Source organism: Faecalicatena contorta, from assembly GCF_003149105.1.
Taxonomy (GTDB): Bacteria; Bacillota; Clostridia; order Lachnospirales; family Lachnospiraceae; genus Muricomes; species Muricomes contortus_C.
In genome coordinates this window covers 284,580-304,505 of record NZ_QGDS01000004.1, presented here as the reverse complement: position 1 = coordinate 304,505, position 19,926 = coordinate 284,580, and the positions used below count along the sequence as shown (strand labels likewise).

12 protein-coding genes and 2 tRNA genes are annotated in these 19,926 nt (G+C 42.1%); 11 read left to right on the top strand and 3 right to left on the bottom strand.

The window, feature by feature from the left end:
* Window positions 1–44: 44 nt before the first annotated feature.
* Entirely contained in the window at window positions 45–668 is a 624-nt protein-coding gene (locus A8805_RS09335) for a recombinase family protein (RefSeq protein ID WP_109710376.1), read from the bottom strand.
* Window positions 669–1,003: 335 nt separating this feature from the next.
* On the opposite strand from A8805_RS09335, the gene A8805_RS09330 reads away from it, so the two are divergent.
* A complete protein-coding gene (locus tag A8805_RS09330; protein WP_109710374.1) occupies window positions 1,004–3,166 on the top strand; it encodes a methyl-accepting chemotaxis protein in 2,163 nt (720 codons plus the stop codon).
* Window positions 3,167–3,284: 118 nt separating this feature from the next.
* On the top strand, window positions 3,285–4,388 hold the full coding sequence (locus A8805_RS09325; RefSeq protein WP_109710372.1) for a DUF3810 domain-containing protein: 1,104 nt from the start codon (window positions 3,285–3,287) through the stop codon (window positions 4,386–4,388).
* Window positions 4,389–4,468: 80 nt separating this feature from the next.
* Here A8805_RS09325 and A8805_RS09320 read toward each other — a convergent pair whose 3' ends face one another.
* Complete coding sequence (locus A8805_RS09320) at window positions 4,469–6,490, bottom strand: methyl-accepting chemotaxis protein (protein WP_109710370.1); 2,022 nt, start codon at window positions 6,488–6,490, stop codon at window positions 4,469–4,471.
* Window positions 6,491–6,721: 231 nt separating this feature from the next.
* On the opposite strand from A8805_RS09320, the gene A8805_RS09315 reads away from it, so the two are divergent.
* Window positions 6,722–7,849 carry an ROK family transcriptional regulator gene (locus tag A8805_RS09315; RefSeq protein WP_109710368.1) on the top strand — a complete coding sequence of 376 codons (1,128 nt, stop codon included), beginning with the start codon at window positions 6,722–6,724 and terminating at the stop codon, window positions 7,847–7,849.
* A 194-nt stretch (window positions 7,850–8,043) separates the two neighbouring features.
* Here the strand turns inward: A8805_RS09315 and A8805_RS09310 are convergent, their stop codons facing one another.
* The gene (locus A8805_RS09310; protein WP_181392788.1) at window positions 8,044–8,970 is read right to left on the bottom strand and encodes an AraC family transcriptional regulator; all 927 of its coding nucleotides are present in this window, start codon (window positions 8,968–8,970) and stop codon (window positions 8,044–8,046) included.
* A gap of 368 nt (window positions 8,971–9,338) precedes the next feature.
* Here A8805_RS09310 and A8805_RS09305 point away from each other — a divergent pair, with 368 nt between their 5' ends.
* From A8805_RS09305 to A8805_RS09270, 8 genes are all read left to right on the top strand, one after another.
* Window positions 9,339–10,784 carry an MFS transporter gene (locus A8805_RS09305; RefSeq protein WP_109710364.1) on the top strand — a complete coding sequence of 482 codons (1,446 nt, stop codon included), beginning with the start codon at window positions 9,339–9,341 and terminating at the stop codon, window positions 10,782–10,784.
* A gap of 2 nt (window positions 10,785–10,786) precedes the next feature.
* The gene (locus A8805_RS09300) at window positions 10,787–11,839 is read left to right on the top strand and encodes an alcohol dehydrogenase catalytic domain-containing protein (RefSeq protein ID WP_109710361.1); all 1,053 of its coding nucleotides are present in this window, start codon (window positions 10,787–10,789) and stop codon (window positions 11,837–11,839) included.
* A gap of 16 nt (window positions 11,840–11,855) precedes the next feature.
* A complete protein-coding gene (locus tag A8805_RS09295) occupies window positions 11,856–12,725 on the top strand; it encodes a transketolase (protein WP_109710359.1) in 870 nt (289 codons plus the stop codon).
* Window positions 12,726–12,727: 2 nt separating this feature from the next.
* Window positions 12,728–13,690, top strand: coding sequence for a transketolase family protein (locus tag A8805_RS09290; protein WP_109710357.1), 963 nt, complete (start codon window positions 12,728–12,730; stop codon window positions 13,688–13,690).
* Window positions 13,691–13,706: 16 nt separating this feature from the next.
* Window positions 13,707–14,492 (top strand): SDR family oxidoreductase, encoded by a 786-nt coding sequence (locus A8805_RS09285; RefSeq protein WP_109710355.1) that lies wholly within the window; start codon window positions 13,707–13,709, stop codon window positions 14,490–14,492.
* Between the two features lie 162 nt (window positions 14,493–14,654).
* Window positions 14,655–14,726, top strand: a tRNA-Glu gene (locus A8805_RS09280).
* Window positions 14,727–14,732: 6 nt separating this feature from the next.
* Window positions 14,733–14,803, top strand: a tRNA-Cys gene (locus A8805_RS09275).
* A gap of 531 nt (window positions 14,804–15,334) precedes the next feature.
* Window positions 15,335–19,891: a SpaA isopeptide-forming pilin-related protein gene (locus A8805_RS09270; RefSeq protein WP_109710352.1), complete on the top strand. Its 4,557-nt coding sequence runs from the start codon at window positions 15,335–15,337 to the stop codon at window positions 19,889–19,891.
* The last annotated feature ends 35 nt before the right edge of the window (window positions 19,892–19,926 follow it).

Here is a 19,926-nt window from a genome sequence, read left to right as displayed (position 1 = left end):
GAAAAGAAAATTTGACTAAGCCGGGAAGGCGGCAATGCGGCCATTTACGAATGGTGCGCATTGCCGCCTGTTTCTTGAGTATGTTTTTTAATCATTGTGCGGAATTGGCTTATGGTAATTCCTAATGCCCTGCTGGCGGTATTAAGCGTATAAACACGCTGCTGCCATTTTTCATAAACCGGATAAAATTCTTCTGGAATCGGAGTGGGAAAGCGTCCAAGGTGCTTCCCCTGTGCTTTTGCCAGGGCGATTCCCTCTGCCTGCCGCTGCCGGATATTTTCTCTTTCCGCCTGTGCCACATAGGAAAGAAGCTGCAGGACAATATCAGAGATGAGTGTACCAATTAAATCCTTGTTTGTTCTTGTGTCAAGAATCGGCATATCTAAAATCACAATATCTGCTTTTCTATTTTTTACAATATCCCGCCACTCTTCCTGTATATCGTCATAATTTCGGCCTAGCCGGTCAATGCTTTTTACAACAAGCACGTCCCCTTCCTTAAGTTTACGTTTCAGTTTTTGGTATTGCGGCCTGTTAAAATCTTTTCCTGACAGTCTGTCGTAAAATATATTCTTGTCAATAATCCCCCAACGCGAAAGCTCCACGCGCTGTCTTTCAACATTTTGGTCTAGCGTAGACACTCTCATATATCCATAAAAATTATTCATGATAAAAAAATCCTCCTGTCGTTTCATAATTATACAGGAGAACACAAAGAGTATCACTGGAAATATGTGTCAAAAAGGTACACCTTTTTGTTTAGATCTATTTTGTATTGTTTTTTGTACCTTATTTGACAAATTTTTCTTGTTTTTTATTGCCTTTTGTCTTCTTTTTTGTTATAATTTAGATACTGGGTTTTAGGTTTTTTTTTTATAAGAAGGTGTACCTTCTTGAATGTTAGCAGTTCAAGAAGCTAACCTTTTTGAACATTAGCAACTTCAGAGGGGCTGGAGGATCTGATTGGCCGGCACAAAATACGGAATAAGAGGAGAAGGGTATTATGAATTTCAAAAAAATGAAACTAGCCGCGAAGACATCTTTAGTAATTGCAATTATCTTGATTGTTTCTCTTACCATCTTGATACTTGTATCTGTTTTATCCGTAAACAAGGAAATGACAGAGGCGATTAATGGTGAATTTTCTAATCTTGCCGCTCAAAATGGAATCACTGTGCAGGCAATCATGGATGATGCTTCAAAAACGGCACAAGGGTTTCAGGAATATTTGCAGGAGTCTCATGAGGCATATGATCAAATGCTTGCTGCGCAGGACGCAGACGAAAGTGGAAATAAAATTCTCTTCCCTACAAAAAAGAGTAGTATTTACAACGTGAATCTCATGGAGTTAAACTATGAGGTGGAGGACAAACTTTTACATAGTGCATGGACAGCGGTCAAAAACAATCCGGATATTATAGGTGTAGGCGCACTCTTTGAGCCATATGCTTTTGATGAGGCTGTTAAGGATTATAGTATCTATGTGAATGATGAGAATGCAGACAATAAAACAGCGCAGTCCGATGGTACTTACGAGGAGTACAGTAAAAAGGATTATTATGCACAGGCAGCGTCAAGCCAGAAGGTCTATTTCACAAAGCCTTATGTAGAAGAAGATGCTACAATGGTAACGGGGGCGTTTCCAATTGTTTATGAGGGGGAAACGCATGGTGTAATTATTGTGGATATCAATGTAGATAACTTCTCAAAAATGAAGTCTAAAGATGAAAAGTACCCGGATATGTTTACAGATATTATTACACAGGATGGCACTATCGTTTATGACAGTGATTCTAAAGAATTTGTTGGCCAGACAATCAGCGATTTGCTGGGGAGTAAACAATATGAGAAAATTAGTAAAAAAGCACAAGAGGGGACCCCATTTAGAATAGAAGCGGACTTTGACGGTTCAAAGCTGGTGGAATATTATTATCCGATTAAAGCCGGTGATGAAATCTGGTGGTCTTCTACCGCAGTCAGTGAAGCCGACCTTCATAGATCTGTCATAAATCTTAGTATTCTTATGGTAGTTGTGGCGGTTTGTGTGCTGGTGGTTATTATTGTTACTATTACTTTATTTTTGAAAAAAATGTTAAAGCCTATCGGAGGTGTTGTAACAGCAGCGGAAAAAATCATAAAGGGTGAACTGGATATTCATGTTGACGTTAAATCAGAGGATGAAATTGGTATTCTTTCCAGGGCCTTTGAAAATATGTCCGATGACCTCAGAATCATCATTTCAGATGTAGGGTATTTGTTGGGAGAAATGTCGAGAGGCAACTTTTGCGCTGAAACCCAATATGAGGAGAGATATGTGGGAGAATACCGGGGTATTTGGCTTGCTATGAGCGAAATAAACAAAAACCTCAGCAGTACACTTTCGGATATTGATATAGCTGCAAGTCAGGTTTCTATGGGGTCTGATCAGGTATCTGTGGGGGCGCAATCCCTTAGCCAGGGTGCAGCAGAGCAGGCAAGTTCTGTGGAAGAACTTTCCGCTACGATTCAGGAAATATCATTGCGTGTAAAAGAAAATGCAGAAAATGCGGTTGCTGCAAGCCGGCTGTCTGGTGAAGCTGGTGCAGGTGTAGCAGAGAGCAATGTGCACATGGAAACATTAATGTCGGCAATGAAAGAAATTGCAGACGCCTCAAGTGAAATCGGTAAGATTATTAAAACAATAAATGATATCGCATTCCAAACGAATATTCTCGCGCTGAATGCAGCGGTTGAGGCGGCACGTGCAGGAGAGGCGGGAAAGGGTTTTGCTGTAGTTGCTGATGAGGTTCGTAATCTTGCCGGAAAATGTGCTGAAGCCGCAAAGAATACTACAGGTTTAATTGAAAGTGCAATCAGTGCTGTTTCAAATGGTACAAAACATGCTGCTGAAACTGAAGGATCACTGCAGGATGTTGTGGAAAAATCCAGGGTTGTTGACGAAACAATTCAGCATATTGCTGATGCATCGGAAGCACAGGCACAGGCAATTACACAAATTACGGCAGGGGTTGGACAGATTTCTGCAGTAGTTCAGACGAATTCTGCAACTGCGGAAGAAAGTGCCGCGGCAAGTGAAGAGCTTAGTGGACAAGCTCAAATGCTTAAGGACCTTGTGGGACATTTCCAGTTAAGAGAAAAGGAAACTATGGAAATAAAAGGAATGTAAATAATCGCCCCGCGGCTTGTCTTTTGGTAAAGGATACAGTATGATTTATGTATATACGGGCCAGTTCTTCAGCCAGTGTGAGGCAGGCTCAAACAAGTATACATAAGGCTGTGTGAAGATGAAAAAGAGGAAACGTAAAGGTATAGGCATAACAGAAAAGCGTCTGTTGTCAGGCTGTATTTTGCTGGCAGCAGGGGCAGGGCTTACAGTAGCAGCGGGAGAACTGCCGGGAATGGCAGAGTGGTATTCCACACATATTTATCCTGTCATTGTCAGGATAATTGGGGGAGTTGCAGGGTTATTTCCATTCTCCCTGTCTGAACTTGGATTGTACGGGCTAACCATTTTACTAGTTGGCTCTTTACTCCATGCGGCTGTACGGTCTGTGCGGGAAAAGCAGGGAGGTGCGGTTATCCTGCAGTGGGCCTCTGGATTTTTTCTTGGGGTATCGGTACTAGTATTTTTATATGTTTTAAACTGCGGAATCAACTATAAGAGAGTTCCGTTTTCAAAAGAAGCGGGAATACAGGCTGTGGCATATACGGCAGAAGATTTAAAACAGACGTGTCTTTGGCTGACGGAAGAGGTAAATAAAAGGGCAGGGCTGGTAAGCCGGGACGAAGCCGGAAGAATGAAGCTGGAAGATGATAATGGTAAAGCGGTGGCAGAGGCGATGGAGCAGTTAGGGAAGAAGTATCCTTCTCTTTCCGGATATTATCCCCGTCCAAAAGGGCTTCGTGTATCAGAAATTTTATCCTATCAGGGCCTGACGGGTATATATTCCCCTTTTACTGTTGAAGCAAATTATAATGCGGATATGACGGCGTACAATATCCCATTTACAGCCTGCCATGAACTGTCTCATCTGCGTGGATTTATGCAGGAAGAGGAAGCAAATTTTATAGCCTTTCTGGCATGTAAGGATGCGCCAGGAGAGGACTTTCAGTATAGTGGCTACCTGATGAGCTGGATATACAGCACAAATGCACTGCGCCGGATAGATGCAGGTGCCTGGGAAGATGTAAGTGCAGGGCTGGATGAAAAAGCGGCAGCTGACTTGAAGGAAAACAGCCGGTTTTGGAATTCCTATGAGGGTACTGTGGCGGAGGTGTCTAATAAAGTGAATGATACCTATCTGAAAGTGAATGGGCAGTCAGACGGAGTAGAAAGTTATGACAGAATGGTAGATTTGATTGTGGCGCATTTTCTCAAAGGGGTCTGACCCTTTTGAGAGGGGTCTGACCCTTTTAAAAAATGTCCTGTAATCAGGTGTATCATTTAAGAAACTAAATTGCTTAAATTTTAATTCTCACCCAGTTTAAATTGGGATACTAAATGGTTCAGTGATTGTGCCTGTGCGGATAATTCCTCGCTGGTTGCCGAGCTTTCTTCGGCAGCCGCAGAGTTGCTTTGTACAACGCTTGAAATCTGTGCAACGCCCTGCTCAATCTGTTCTACGGCAAGGGTCTGTTTATCGGAGGCGTTCCGGACATCTGCCACTGACAGTACAATTTCATCCAGACCATCAATGACTTGTTTCAGTGCCTCGGCAGTTTCATCTGTAATCCTGCTTCCGGCAGATACTTCAGAAATAGATGTTTCGATTAACTCTCTTGTATTAACTGCGGACTGTGTGCTCTGCTCTGCAAGTTTTCCAATCTGATCCGCAACAACAGCAAATCCTTTTCCTGCGGCTCCGGCTCTTGCCGCCTCAATAGAGGCATTTAAAGATAAAAGGTTCGTCTGAGCAGCAATATCCTCTATCCCGCCGATGATATTTTTGATTTCATTGGAAGTACTTTCTATCCGTTTCATTGCTTCGGTTAATTCGGTCATTTTATCCTGGCTGACAGTTGCTTCCTTTTCGACTAATTTTGCCTTGTCGTGGGCTGCATCTGTGGCCTTTGTGGTGTCTTCCACCTGTTTTGTTACAGTTGTCGCGGTAGACAGCAGTTCTTCTACGGCGCTGGCCTGTTCGCTTGCTCCCTGTGCAAGTCCCTGAGCTCCTGAGGATAACTGGGCGGCTCCTGCTTCCACCTGCTCGGAAGCGTCCTTAATGGAGTGGATTGTTCCGGAAAGTGTCAGTCTTAATTTCTGTATTGATAGTAATATTTCATGATATTCTCCAACATACATCTCTTCGTTTACTCCAGAATGTACATTAAAATTGCCCCCTGCCATTTCTGAAAGAAGATAACTTACATCACCGATAATGTTCTGCTGGGCATAAACAATTTCAGAAGTTGATTGTGCCAAAACCAGGGTCTCGTTTTTAGATTTGATTTCCGGGACTTCTGTGGTTAAATCTCCAGCAGCCAGTAGTTTCAGGCGTTCCGTACATAAACTGACGGCTTCGCCAATGTGTTTGCCGGTTCTTCTTGCTACATAGGCACCAATAAGTAAAATAATTGCTAAAGATACAGCAATAATGATGAGACCTTTAATCGTGCTGTCCATAAAATCAGAAGCCGGAGTGGTGACACCCAGACTCCATCCATTAATTCCGATAGGAGCATAGGCAATATATTTCGACTGACCGTTATATTTATATTTTCCGAACCCGGATTGACCCTGGGTCATTTTTTTCTCCTGGACAGCAATCTCTTTTAAAGAGGCATCTTCTTTGGAAGCCTCAATGTCATTTTCTTCATTTATGACTAAATCAAAGTTTTCATGTGCAATCGTTCTGCCATCCGCGTTTAAGATATAAGCTCCGCCATTTTTACTTACTTTAATATCCGATACAATATCTGTAAGAGACCTGGCGTCAATGGTGATGCCCACAGTACCTACAACTTCTGTATTCTGCCTGCCGTCTTTCCACAGGGGAGCCGTGATGACAACAGCTAATTTCTCAGTTAACTTGTCGTAAACAGGATCACTTATGGACGTAGTACCGGATAAGGCGGTTTTGAAATACTGAGTGTTGGAAATATCTGTATGGTTTACATTATCTACACCACTGTTATTTGTAACAAACACGGTCTCCCATCCGTAATTCTTCTTATATCCATCCAACAGAGTGTGTTTCTGAGACGGGGTAAGAGTGCCTGATGCTAACTGTGGAATTGTACCAATCATCTCCACTATGTTCATTGTGGCATGTAAGTGGGCCTGTACCTCGCTGGCCGCTTCCGTTGCGGTGACCGGCATACTTCCCTTCAATGCATCAGAGGTTGATATGTAATTCAGGTAACAGGAGATTCCGCCTGCTAATACCAATGCTGTTGCCAGCAAGAGAATGATGATTCTTTGAATTTCTCGTTTGATTGTTGTTACTTTCATTTCTTTTGGTGTACCCTTACGTTTCTTCTTACGTCTCATGTGTATATCTCCTTCTGTAAATGTTTGCCTATAGCCTGTGCATTATTTTATGTTTTTTTATTTTACAACTTTTTCCAGCAATTGTCTATCTATAATATGATTTTAAATCATACCAAAATCTTATTGAAATGAAAAAAAAGAACCTGTTTTAATAAAAATCCGATATGACTGGCTATTGTTCTTGTATTTTGTTATAATAAATAAAAACATTTATTACAGGAAGTTTCTTCTATGAACGAAAATTATACAGTAGCTACGTTAAAGATTAATAACACAAAGAATATACTAAATTACATATACAGGCAGAAACGTGCCACCCCTCAGATGCTCCATAAGGCTACCTCGCTCAGCCGTCCTACGATTGCCCAGATTCTTAAGGAGCTTCAGGAAGAAGGACTTATTTTTCAGAGCGGGCATGCGGATTCTACGGGAGGGCGTAAGGCGAACCTGTATGAGTTCAATCCTTTTACTAAGATTACAATCGGGCTGGAACTCCTCGCGGACCATTACGAGCTTGTAGCCGTTGATTTATATGCAGAAACTTTAAAGTTTGAAAAATTCACACTTTCCTTCTCGGATAGTGCAGAATATTTTGAGGAAGTCTGCACCTCCGTTAATCAATTTATTGAAAGTTTAAAGATCAGTCCAGAGCGGATACTGGGGGTAGGCATTGCCCTCCAGGCATTGATTTCTGCTGATGGAAAACGTATTATTTACGGCAAGATTTTGAATTGTACCGGACTGGATATTGAGGAATTCGGCAGCCGGATTCCCTATCCATGTACATTCAATCATGATGCGGAGTCCAATGCTAATGTAGAATTATGGATGAACCCGATGCTGAAGAATGCGATATACTTTAATATTCGCTCAGATTTGAGTGGTGCTATTATTATAGACCGTAAGTATTTTAAAGGCGGGGAATATAAGAGCGGTGTGTTTGAACACATGACCATTGTTCCGGGTGGAGCTCCCTGTTACTGCGGGAAACGGGGATGCGTGAATTCATATTGTTCTATATCTGCATTGCTGAAACCCCAGGAAGACATCCAGCAATTTTTCTTTATGCTGCGCAAAGGTACTGATTCTTATAAAAAACGCTGGGACAAGTATCTGGAATATCTGGCAATGGCAGTGGATAACCTGCATATGGCAATTAACTGTAACATTATACTTGGCGGGAATCTTTCCCGTTATCTGGTGAATGAGGATATCATAAAATTACATGAATTAGTTAATAAGCGGACTGCGTTTCCTACTACGGAGCAATATATCGGTATAAGTTCCTGCGCCAATATTCCTCTCTGCATAGGGGCGGCCCTGCCCTTTATTGAAAAATATAAAAAAAGCATTATGTAAAAGGAAAGCTTTCAGTACACAGCCTCAGGTACTGGAAGCTTTCCTTTTACATAATGCTTTCTTTGTCATTGAACGCTTATACAGAAGCAATGGCTCCATCCATCATCCAGTAAGAACTCTGCCATCGCTGCTGTTTTATATCCACCATCAGCAACGATTATCTTCCGCAAGTTCTGCATTTTACCGGGAACGTATTAGTCGGATATTTTGGCAGCGTTATCTCTCTTAGAGGAGGTGTTGGCCTGCTTACATAAAAAACGATATTCTGTAATAGTCATGCCTTCGTTTTCTTTAAATAGCCGGGATAAAGTACTGGCAGAGCTGAAACCAACCCGTTCCGCAATAGTGTCTACAGAATAGGAGGTATTTATAATATAATTTTTTGCGTAACTAATCCTGTACCGGGTCAGTGTCCTGGAAAGACTGGACTTAAAATATTCCTGAAACAGGCGGTTTACATGCCGTGGAGTCATGAAGAAATGGTCGGCAACATGCTGCAGTGACAGTTCTTTGTTCTGGTAATTAGCATGCAGATACTTTGTGAATTCAATGGCCAGTGAGGTTGTGGAGGATATAGTGGAGGTTTGTGCAGGTTGAACGAAATTACGAATCAGGGTAAAAATAAAGTTAGTATAAAGAAAAGGAAGCTGTAGGTCCCACCCCCACTGTTTGGAGGAGCACTCGTTCATCATGGCATCAATATATCTGCGGCAATTAAAATGATCCTTACCCAGAATAAATTTATTTTTATCAAAGGCGTGGAAAAATGTCTCCATTGCTTGATTTTTTGTCTTGTCAGAAATAGTGGATTTTTTATGAAAAGAAAATACAAAGGTCAAATATTCTTTTGGCTGTTCAGGTTTATAGAGTGTGCCATGATTGATGCCAGGAGCCAGGAAGAGAAAATCTCCCGATTCCAGGTGGCAGCTGGCATTTGTTACAAAGTTGTCAATCTCTCCCTGCAAAACATAATAGATTTCATATTCTTTAGGGTGTGCGTGAGAAAATTCAACGGTATTTTCATCGTGTCTATCCACATAGCTGATAATAAGTTCGTATGCTTCAAGAGAAATAGTATGATGGCCTGGGTCGTATAAAAAATGTAAAGGCTGATGAAACAAGATATTCACTCCTTTCCTTCATAGAAAAAAGATTGATGAGGGATAATTTTACTATAACATAATTTAAAAGAAAAAATAGTCTAAAAATAAAAGGAATAAATTTAATAATTAATAAACAAAGTTGTTTGAAACGGACAATAATCTAATATTTGTAGTCCGTTATAGAAATTGAAGTTAGGGAATGTGAAACATATACTAGTACAAGAGGCAAGCTTGCAAGATATATAAACATATTGATGAAAAAGACGTCTAAAAAATAAAATAATAACGTCAATATGAATAAAAAACAAAAGAATATCTTGGGAATACCATAATAGTGCACAAATATTGAGGTTGTCTTTATATGACTAGTAGGAGGGAAAAAGAAAATGAATAGCAGATTAAAGGATCCGGGAGGGTGGGTTAAAACTAGTTCTCAGTATGGGTATTATAAGCTGACGAATCGGGAAATTTTGGGTTACTCGTCTATTGATTTTGCAATGAATCTTGTGTTTCAATGTATTGCTTTATATATCAGTTATTTTTATACGGATATATTTGGTATCAAACCAGGGCATGTGGCAGTTTTATTTGCAGTTTCAAGGCTGTGGGATGCTATCAATGATCCAATGATGGGAACCATATGTGAGAGGCTCTCATTTAAGAAAGGGAAATATTGGGTTTATGTTATGTGGGGAGCCATACCCTTTGGAGCAGTGGCTGTTCTTACTTATACTACGCCGGATGTTTCTTATAATATGAAGCTTGTCTGGGCAGCCATTACATATAATTTGCTGAATATGCTCTACACTTTTATTATCCAGCCATATATTTCAGCGGCATCCCTGATGACAAATGACCAGCATGAAAGAACCCGTCTGCAGTCTACCCGTATGATGCTCGCCCAGTCAGGAGGAGTAGTATGCGCTATTATGCTGCCAAATCTGAGTGGTTTTCTTACAAAATATATGACATTGCAGCAGGGGTATATGGTTACAACAGCTATTATGTCAATCATAATGGTTGGAATTTTATTATGGGGATCTCATCAGATTGTTGAACGAGTTCCGGCACCCCCTGTTGATCCTCATAATAAAGCAAATATTAAGGATGTATTTCGTATTTTGTTTACGGTTGGTCCGGTATTTTTAATGTTTCTTTTGTTCCTTGGCGTCTATACATTAAGTCAGGTCCAGTCAACAATGGGGGCATACTATATCAAGTATTTTGCAGGCCGCGAGGATATGCTTTCATGGTTCTCCATGATGATGATGCTTCCTTCGGTATTGGGAGTTCCGTGCGTCCCATGGCTGACAAAAAGAATCAGGAAAAAGGGCACGGTTATGCTGGGGCTTTTTCTTGCAGCAGCAGGCTCCTTACTTTTATATTTTATGCCACCTGGCGCCCTGAGCGGGATGATGTTTTCACGTGGTATTACTGCATTTGGATATGGAATTCTAATGGGGATTTTATGGTCAATTATTACGGATCCGGTAGAATATGCAGACTGGAAGACTGGGAAACGATATACGGCAATTGTTATGACTTTAATAGGTCTGGGAATAAAATTTGCAATGATTATAGGAGGCTCCGTGCCAACTGCTATGTTAGAGGCCGGAGGTTATGCAGCCAATGAAGTGCAGACCGATACAGTTATACAGACAATTAGAAACTTAACAGCACTGCTCCCGTTAGCAGTAGTTATAGTAACCATGGTGATTTTCGGAGCGTTTTATCATTTAAATGAAGAAAAGGTAGAGGAGATTCAAAAACAGATTGCAGAGAGAAATGCAAAAAAGGCAGAGAATGTGTCAGACATGGAAAAGGAGGTATAGAGTTGAAATCAATTTCTGTTGTTAAAGTAGGAAGTTTAAAAGAGCAGGATGAAAAGAAAAGAGGGAAAGTTGCTGCAGTAGATATTCCTGAACAAGTAATGGGCCCGGAAGATGTAAAAATTAAAGTAGCCTATTGTGCAATTTGTGGTTCAGATCCCCATCTGGTGGAAAATATTTTTGGCTGGGAACCTCCCTTTGGGCTGGGTCATGAAATCTCAGGTGTTGTTGTAGATATAGGCGAAAAAGCAACCCGCAAGGGACTAAAGAAGGGGGACAGGGTAGCCGGGAATTTTCTTAAATTTTGTGGGACCTGCTACTATTGTCAAAATGGCCAGCAGCAATTTTGCGAACATGGTGATGAGTACAACCGTCCCGGCATGAGCGAATATATTGTATGGCATGAATCGCAGGTCTACAAGTTACCGGATGAAGTAAGCTTAAAGGAAGGATGTATGTTGGAACCTATATCTATAGCAGTCAGGGCAATGGATAAGGTGAGGCCCAGATACGGAGAGAGGATTGCGATTTCAGGGGGAGGTCCTATTGGTCTGCTTATCCTGCAATCTGTAAAAATGTTCGGGGCATCTAGTATCACTCTTATTGAGCCTATTGAAGAGCGGAGAGTGCTGGCTCAGAAATATGGTGCGGAATATACCATTAATCCTGTTTTAGAAGATACGGTAAAAGAAGCGATGAAAATTACAGGGGGAAGAGGATTTGATACAGTAATTGACTGCTCTGGTTCTGTGAAAGCAGTAGGAGATTTGCCGCAAATTACGGCAAGAGGGGGCAAATTGATTTATGGGGCCATGTATCCCAATGATTTTGAGATGCCGCTTAATCTTTATAAATATTGTTATTTTAACGAATTGACTATAACAGGATTTTATGTGGCGCCCTATGCTTTTCCAAGAGCAATTCAAATGCTGTCCCGGTACCGTTTGGAGGATTTTATAAACAAAGTATTTGAGATAGAGGAAGCAGAAGCGGCATTTGAAGCACAGATATCGGGGAAATATCCCAAAATTTTAATTCATTGCAATAAGGATTTATAAAAAGCAGGAGGAAATAATGATGAGCAGTATTGATATAAAAAGAATCATTGAACTGGAGGATAAATGTTTAAAAATCAGAAAAGACCTTTTGAATTTTATTTATCAAATCGGGATGGGGCATCTGGGAGGCGAGCTGTCTATTGTGGAGATGGTAGTTGCTCTGTATTACGAATATATGAAATATGATTCTGAGAACCCCAAAATGGAAGATAGGGACAGATTTATTTTAAGTAAGGGACATTGCAGTGAAACATTATATACTGTATTTCAGGACATGGGTATGTTTACCATGGAATACATGGTAGAACATTTTGAAACATTAAATACAGCGAGGTTTGGAATGCATTCCAATAGAAAGTATGTACCGGCTATCGAATTATCGGCAGGTTCTCTTGGACATGGACTTCCTGCGGCGGTAGGTATGGCTTTAGGAGCGAGAGCAAGTAGGGCGCCCTGGAGAACCATAGTGATGGTCGGAGACGGAGAAATGGATGAGGGCACAAACTGGGAGGCGATTATGGCTGCAGGTCACTATAAATTGGGGAATCTGGTTGCAATTGTGGATAAAAATCAGGTCCAGATGACTGGGTTTACTGCACAAGTTATGAATTTGGACCCGCTGGATAAAAAAATAGAAGCCTTTGGCTGGGAGGTAATCCAGATTGAGGATGGAAATGATATGCTCCAGGTATGCAAGGCATTGGAAAAATTGCCGGAATGTGATCCCGTTACACCAAGAAAACCTATTTTCATTATTTCCAACACGGTAAAAGGGAAGGGTGTCAATTTTATGGAGGGGAATTATAAATGGCACGGCGGCGGAATTGCAAAAGAACAGTTGGAAGAGGCATTAGTTGATGTAGAAAAGAATAGGAAGGTGAGATAATTATGGCAGTAAAGACTACGTTTGATTTTGATCAGATGTTATCCAATGCAAAGGAAGCATACGGGGAAGAACTGATGAAACTGGCAGAAGAAGGGCGTGAATTTTTGTTTACATACAGTGATAATGTGGCTCCCTCTTCCAGTGCGGGAAAAATTATAGAAAAATATCCGGACAGATGTTTTAACTTCGGAATTGCGGAGCCCAATCAGGTAGGTGCGTCAGCAGGAATGGCACTGGCAGGGCACATCGTATTTGCCCAGGTGTTCGGTCCTTTTCTTCCCCTGCGTGCTGCAGATCAGATTCACACGGATATTGCATATAATGATGTGAATGTACGTTTAATAGGAACCCATTCCGGAGTTACGGCAGGAGGAGGGCCAACCCACAATGATATTGCAGATCTGGCTCTTTACCGGGCAATTCCCAATCTGACTGTTGTAGTTCCGGCAGATGCAGGGCAGTGCCGTAAGGTAATACGTGCATCTATGGAATATGAAGGTCCCATGATTATTCGAATTGACCGTGCCGGATCGCCGGATATTTATGCGGAAGACTATGAGTTTAAAATTGGAAAAGCCATTGAATTAATAGAAGGGAAAGATGCAGCTATTATTTCTACGGGATCCAGTCTTTATGAGTGTATGATGGCAGCTAAGATGTTGAAGGAGGAAGGGATTTCAGCAGGCGTTTTAGATATGCATACAATTAAGCCCCTGGATAGGGAGGCTATTTTACGAGTTGCATATAAGGCCGGTAACGTTGTTACAGTAGAAGACCATTCTGTGAATGGAGGACTGGGAGGTGCAGTTGCAGAAACTTTGTGCGAAGCGGGTTATACCGGGAAATTTAAAAGAGTGGCAATGCCGGATGAGTTTTCTGTGCTTGGAGATCCTGATGAGATATATAAATTCTACGGAATGGACCGGACTGGGATTGCAGAGCAAATCAGAAGTATGCTGAGATAGAAAAGGGGGAATAAGAATGGACACAAATTTCAAGACATTTTCACTGGACTTTTTCAGCTTAAAGGGAAAGGTGGCAATGGTTACGGGAGCAAATCAGGGGCTGGGTATGGCTTATGCAGCAGCGTTTGCAAAGGCAGGTGCCGACTTGTTTGTCCCGCATTTTACTCCGGATATTGAAGAAATCAAAAAGATAGTTGAAGCTGAAGGGAGAAGAATCGAATTCCTTCAGGGTGATCTTACGGATAAGGAATACATAAAGCGGGTGGCAGAAGTATGCATGGAAAAATATAATAAAATAGATATTCTTGTAAATAATGCGGGAGCGAGTGCCTTTGCCCCTTTTGATAATTATCCCGATGAGTATTGGAATAGGTGTATCAATCTGGATTTAAATGCAGTGTATTTTCTGTCCCACGCAGTCGCCAAAATCATGAAAAAACAGGGAAGAGGAAAAATTATTAATATTGGTTCGGCGCTATCTTATACGGCAGATAAACATTGTCCTCCCTATACGGTTGCAAAACACGGGATTATTGGTCTCACAAGAGTATTTGCCAATGAACTGGGTATGTATAACATTCAGGTAAATACCATTTCCCCCGGGTTCCTTGCTACAGAAGTGAATGCTGAACTCAGGAAAGAGCCGGAATTTTATGATAAAATTACCAACCGGATACCGGCGGGCCGCTGGGGAGAGATGGAAGATTTAATGGGAACAGTAGTCTATCTGGCAAGCAAAGCATCTGATTATATAAATGGGTGGAGTATTAGTGTAGACGGTGGGTTTACCACAACATTATAAATTTATAAAGCTGCATCAGGAACCAAGGCTGATGCAGCTTTATTTATGGCTGTCCGGCTCAAAGAAATATTATTCAAAAAAAGTCTTGCATTTTGTTTGGCTATGTGATAATATAAAAAACGGTCACTGCGAAGTCAGAGGCCACAATAAAATATAATATATGGCTCCTTGGTCAAGCGGTTAAGACATCGCCCTTTCACGGCGGTAACACGGGTTCGATTCCCGTAGGAGTCATAGTAAGGCGCAGTAGCCAAGCGGTAAGGCGTGGGTCTGCAACACCCTGATCACCGGTTCAAATCCGGTCTGTGCCTTTTGGAAAGCCAGGAATCGTAAGGATTTCGGGGCTTTTTTTATTGTCTTCAAATAGTGTTTTCTCAAATAAAATGGTGCCAATCGAAGCGGTCAGCTTTCTGGCACTTTTTTCTTTGTAATAGATTGATATTTTAGAATTTCTTCCAGTTCTGCCTGAAAGAGCAGATTAATATTGCCCTTCTTTTGAATCTCTGAGTCCCCTGCCTATGCCATTTAATGGAATACTTTCAATATAATATCAGTGAATAAACATATTTTACCTTTTAGGGTGTAGTTTGCGATTTTTATCTTTGCTATATTGCATATGAACTAAAATATTCTTAACATGTCAGCTGTTTAGAGGAATGAAAAGCTTTCAATCTTTACAATACATGCTGGTATCAAAAGTTAAGAAAATTGGATAATTGTTGGATAAGCAAAACACACCGTTTTCTTAGAAAGATTCATTCCAAGAAATAGTAGAGGTTTTACAAAAATTAGCTTCACTAACGTAGGGATAAAGGAGAGAAAAGGGAGGGGAAGCATAAGAAATGAGTAAAATAAGAAATGTGACAAAAATAACCATAGGCCTGTTGCTGGCAGTTGGCATGCTGGGACAAACCGTACTGGGTTCCGCTGAGGCGCAAGCCAATACGAAGAACAGGCCGGTGCTGGTTTCAGAGGAAAAACAGGTATCTCAACAAGTAGAACAGGGGCTCCAATCAATAGAAGGAATAACAGAAGAGACAGCTAGTGGGGAGTCAACGCAGCTTTTGGGATTTGAAGGAGAGCGAGTGCTAAGTGTGAAGGTAAAAGAAACGGAGAGTGTTGAACTTCCGAAGAATCTATATGGAATTGCTTCACTGCCACAGGTTGATGTGAGTGGATTTGCGGCAGAGGAAACATTAGAAGAGGTAGTGAAAAAATATGGCTATGAAAAGCTGGAGGAAAATGTTTACATTTACAATTATACCGATGAGAAGTGGGCTAAAGAGGCTGTTGATTCGGGGGTTGCTTTTTTAGTTGAAGCGGAAGAGGGCGAGAAGACTATCGGTTATCGCAGTTATGGCGAGTTGAATGGTGTCCTTGGATGGTATGCTTTGGATCAGGAGAAACAGGTAATTGCCAAGGTGGTGCAGTTCCCGTTTACATGGGACACTGATTCCGTTACGGATTACACCTTTACCGCAAAAGAGGCGGGGACATTTACAATTCAGGGGAAGCTTGAAGGAATGGGAACGACCGGTGAAGGTGAAACGGTGGCTGTGGATGCTGAAGGGAATATGTATCTATACGAAGGTGCTAAGGAACTTTCGTTAGCTTATAATATCGAAGTCGAAGAATCGAGTGATGAGACGGAAGGTGACAAGCAACCGGATGAAGCGGCGGGAGCAGAAGACGAGAGTGTGGCACAGGAGGTTTCGGGTGCGGCATTAAACAATAGCTTGAGCGGCTTGTCGGTACTTTATGGAAGTGGCAGCGATGCGCCCTCCTATGGGCAGATATCATTGGTGAAGTTTACCGATGCGGCGAGTGGTTACCTTGGCGGACTGGCATTGGATAGCTCGGGAAATATTTGGACATGGGGCTGGAATGGTCATGGAATGCTAGGCACAAACAATACACCTGCTGCTGTAAGTTATGCCGGAGGTATGACGCGGATTAAAGAATTTGTGAATGAAGATGGAAATGATGTCAAGGGAGTTAAGTTTATAGCAGTACGGAGCAGTTATCATACCCGTTATGCACTGTCGGAATCCGGGCATGTATATGCCTGGGGATATAATCTTAATGGTCAATTAGGAAAAGGAAATACCAATTCTACGGACGCTAACCGTAATTATATTCCGATGGCGGTTCAAGGTCTGGATAATGTAGCGGAAATCTACCCAAACAGCGGAGAAATAGGAAGTTTTATCTATGCCCTTAAGAAGGATGGAAGTTTATGGTCCTGGGGGCAGAATAGTTATGGTCAACTGGGTTATACCCCTGTTTCTGCAACGGCATATACAACGCCTAAACAGGTAACGCTCCCAAGTGGTGTTAATAAAGTGGTAGATGTGACAGCGGGGGATTATATGACAACCATCATAGGAGATGACGGTCATATTTATACGATTGGGTATCAGTTGGGGGGACGTTTAGGAAATGGGATAACAGCAGGGTATAGTACAAGCTGGAATGACGTTACCCCTGCCGGCTATACTTTTTCCGATGTAGATTCCAGTATGGGTGTGACGCTGGCAATTGATCAAAACGGCGATGTGTGGCAATGGGGAAATGTGTGTGGTAATGCAGCCTCTCATTCAACAGGTACTCCGGTGAGTGTACCGGCAAAGGTGATACTTGATTCTGCTGAAGTATCCGCAGTAGGATATACCCCAAAAGCTGTTTCCCTGGGGGTTGGTGAGTTTGTGTATTACTTTATTGACCAGCACGGACGGAGCTGGGCATGGGGCGGCGGTGTAAATTATGGATTTGCCATTGAAGGTGCCTATAACGAAAATGTATACTACCGGACGGCAGTTGCACAGCAGTGGCCGAAAGAAATGGGGGACGGAAATACGCAGTATACGGCCGGCGCATCAACCTCGAATTTGTACCGGAAATACCCGCGCTACTTGTATTTGCCGGCGACAGCGGAGAATGCCCAGAAAGGGAAAACACCTGTGGGGAGAATGGGGTATGGAAACAATGGGACAAACCCTACCATTTATGATGAAAAGTATATGATGAAGGACGATTCGGGTTATATTCTAGATACAGAGGGTAACCGGCTGTTATATCAAAGTTCTAACCAGACGGCAGGAGGTGTGACTTATTATCAGGGGTATTATTACAAGATAGATTCAAGTGGAAGTAAAATAGCTACAGTAGTGGATGGTGTAACAATCGGAGATGCGGCAGTTCCGGCAAGTGCCGTAGATGAAAAAGAGTGGATTGGCATAGCGCTTGGCGGTTTGGATAAGACCCTTAGTAATTTAGTTCCGCTGGTGCATGCAGCATGGGATGCCGATGGTGCCGGTGGAAAAGCGGTGCTTGACAATCCGCCGCCGTACTTTGCGTCCATTGACGGGTATCGCTCAAATTATACAGCATTAGATTGTGATGGAAATCTTTACAAATGGAGTGTAGATGGCTCAGGTACGTTAGCCTGGGGCTGGGACTATGATTCTGCCTATGATACAACAGGAAATGCAGCAGAAGGATTATATGACAAATATACCTACGAGTTAATGTATATGCGTGGTGCTCCGCGGATGGATGTTCTAAACGGCTACATGAGTGCACCAGGTAAGAAAACCTACATTGAGGAAGGGAAAACAGCGGATGTTAAGCTGACGGCAGTGCTGCCGGCAGCGAAATATAGCACCGCGTTAAGCCAGGATGTAACCTCTGCCTTAAATACGGTTCGCTATGTGGTGATACCGTACGATACAAATGATGCAGTTTTTAACAAGAGCAGCTTAACTATTAATGAATTTAACACTTTATACAGCAGCAGTCCAGCAGAGAATAAAGGGAGCCTGCTGGCAGCTCAGGTTATTGCGACGGACACGGAGCAAACGTTTGAGTATGATATTAAGGTGTCAGATAATTGTAAAATATTTACGATGATAGAAAGTGAACGTTATTCTCTTACATCCGAAGGCGAAAAAGAGTATGTAAATGAGGATAAGACCTCGGTGGCAGTGACGATAGATAGTTTTTATACAATTACCGAAGCGAAGCACAAAGGTGTTGAGATTAAGGATGATACACCTGTTACGCCGGAGGTATACGGGGAGACGGATGACAATGTTCGTATTTCTAATCAAGAGGCAGACACTTTGTTGTCTTACCCAGATGAACAGAGCGCCTGTTATGGGGTACCGTTGGATGCAAACGGAAATGTCATTGGTACAACCAGTGATCAGCCGACCTTTGGATATGATGAGGTACAGATTGTCAGCTACGAAGATACTTCGTCAGCAGTTCCGAAGCCGGCAGGCATAAGTCCTTACTATAAATGGCGGCAGCATGAGCTTGACAATGTTACGGAGCAGAAAAAAATTGTGACATTGGTTCTGGACGAAACAAAGAGCTATTCCGTTCTGAATGGGCAGCTCAAGGTGGAGGTTCATACATTTTTATATGAAAGGGATAGTGACTACTGGACGGAGATAAGTGGTGTTAAGCTTTGGGAGGAGAACGGTAGTACAAGTTTTCGTCCGGGAGACATTGAGCTAACGCTCTATCGCTATGAGCGTGATGTTACGGCTGAACCCGATGGCAGTCTCAGCGGAAGTGGAGAACCAAAGGAGGACACGAAAACATTTATTACAACTATAACTGTATCAGACGATGGTGTTGCACCGGATGATGAATGGACATTTAGTTTTGGAAGTTATAAGAATTATGAATACACGTATCGGATTGAAGAAGTGCAGATATCACCATATAAAACGCAAATTGAATATCCAGATTTGGTTATTGGAACAGGGATAAAAGAGAATTTAACTGGAATTAAAATAACTAATAAGTTAAACTCACCGGTTGTGTTTACCAAGGTTGGGGCAAATGACCTTGAAACCGGTCTGGCGGGTGCGGAGTTTGTACTCTACCGCAAGAACGGCACGTCTGGGAATGATGATCATATTGTCGATTCAACGAAACTGATAGACGGTGATTGGATAAAAGTGAAAAAAAATGGTGAAACAGCTGCTGTCTTATCGGACAAGTTTATTTCTGAAAGTGACGGAAAGGTTGATTTGGGACGGCTGGAAGATGCTACTTATACTTTGATTGAAACAAAGGCCCCGTCGCCGTATGAGCTGCCTGCAGGCCAGTGGATTCTAATCGTAGATTCTGGAAAAGGCGACACGGGAAGCGATGATTATCGTATTGAGTTTATTGCGAAGACAGAGTCAATTATGCCTCCGGCAGTTACTCGTGATATAAAGAGCGGGGCAGTTACTTATAAGGTGGTAAACACGACGCCGTTTTCCATGGGGTTTTCAGGACTTGGCGGGAGCCGTAAGTATCTTTTGCTGGGCATGACGATTATGCTGGCGGCTTTACTTAAATACATTGTATCTGAGCATAAAAAGCGTAAACGGATAGCTTAGAAAGCCCAATTTTACCTAAACGGGTAGGTACACTT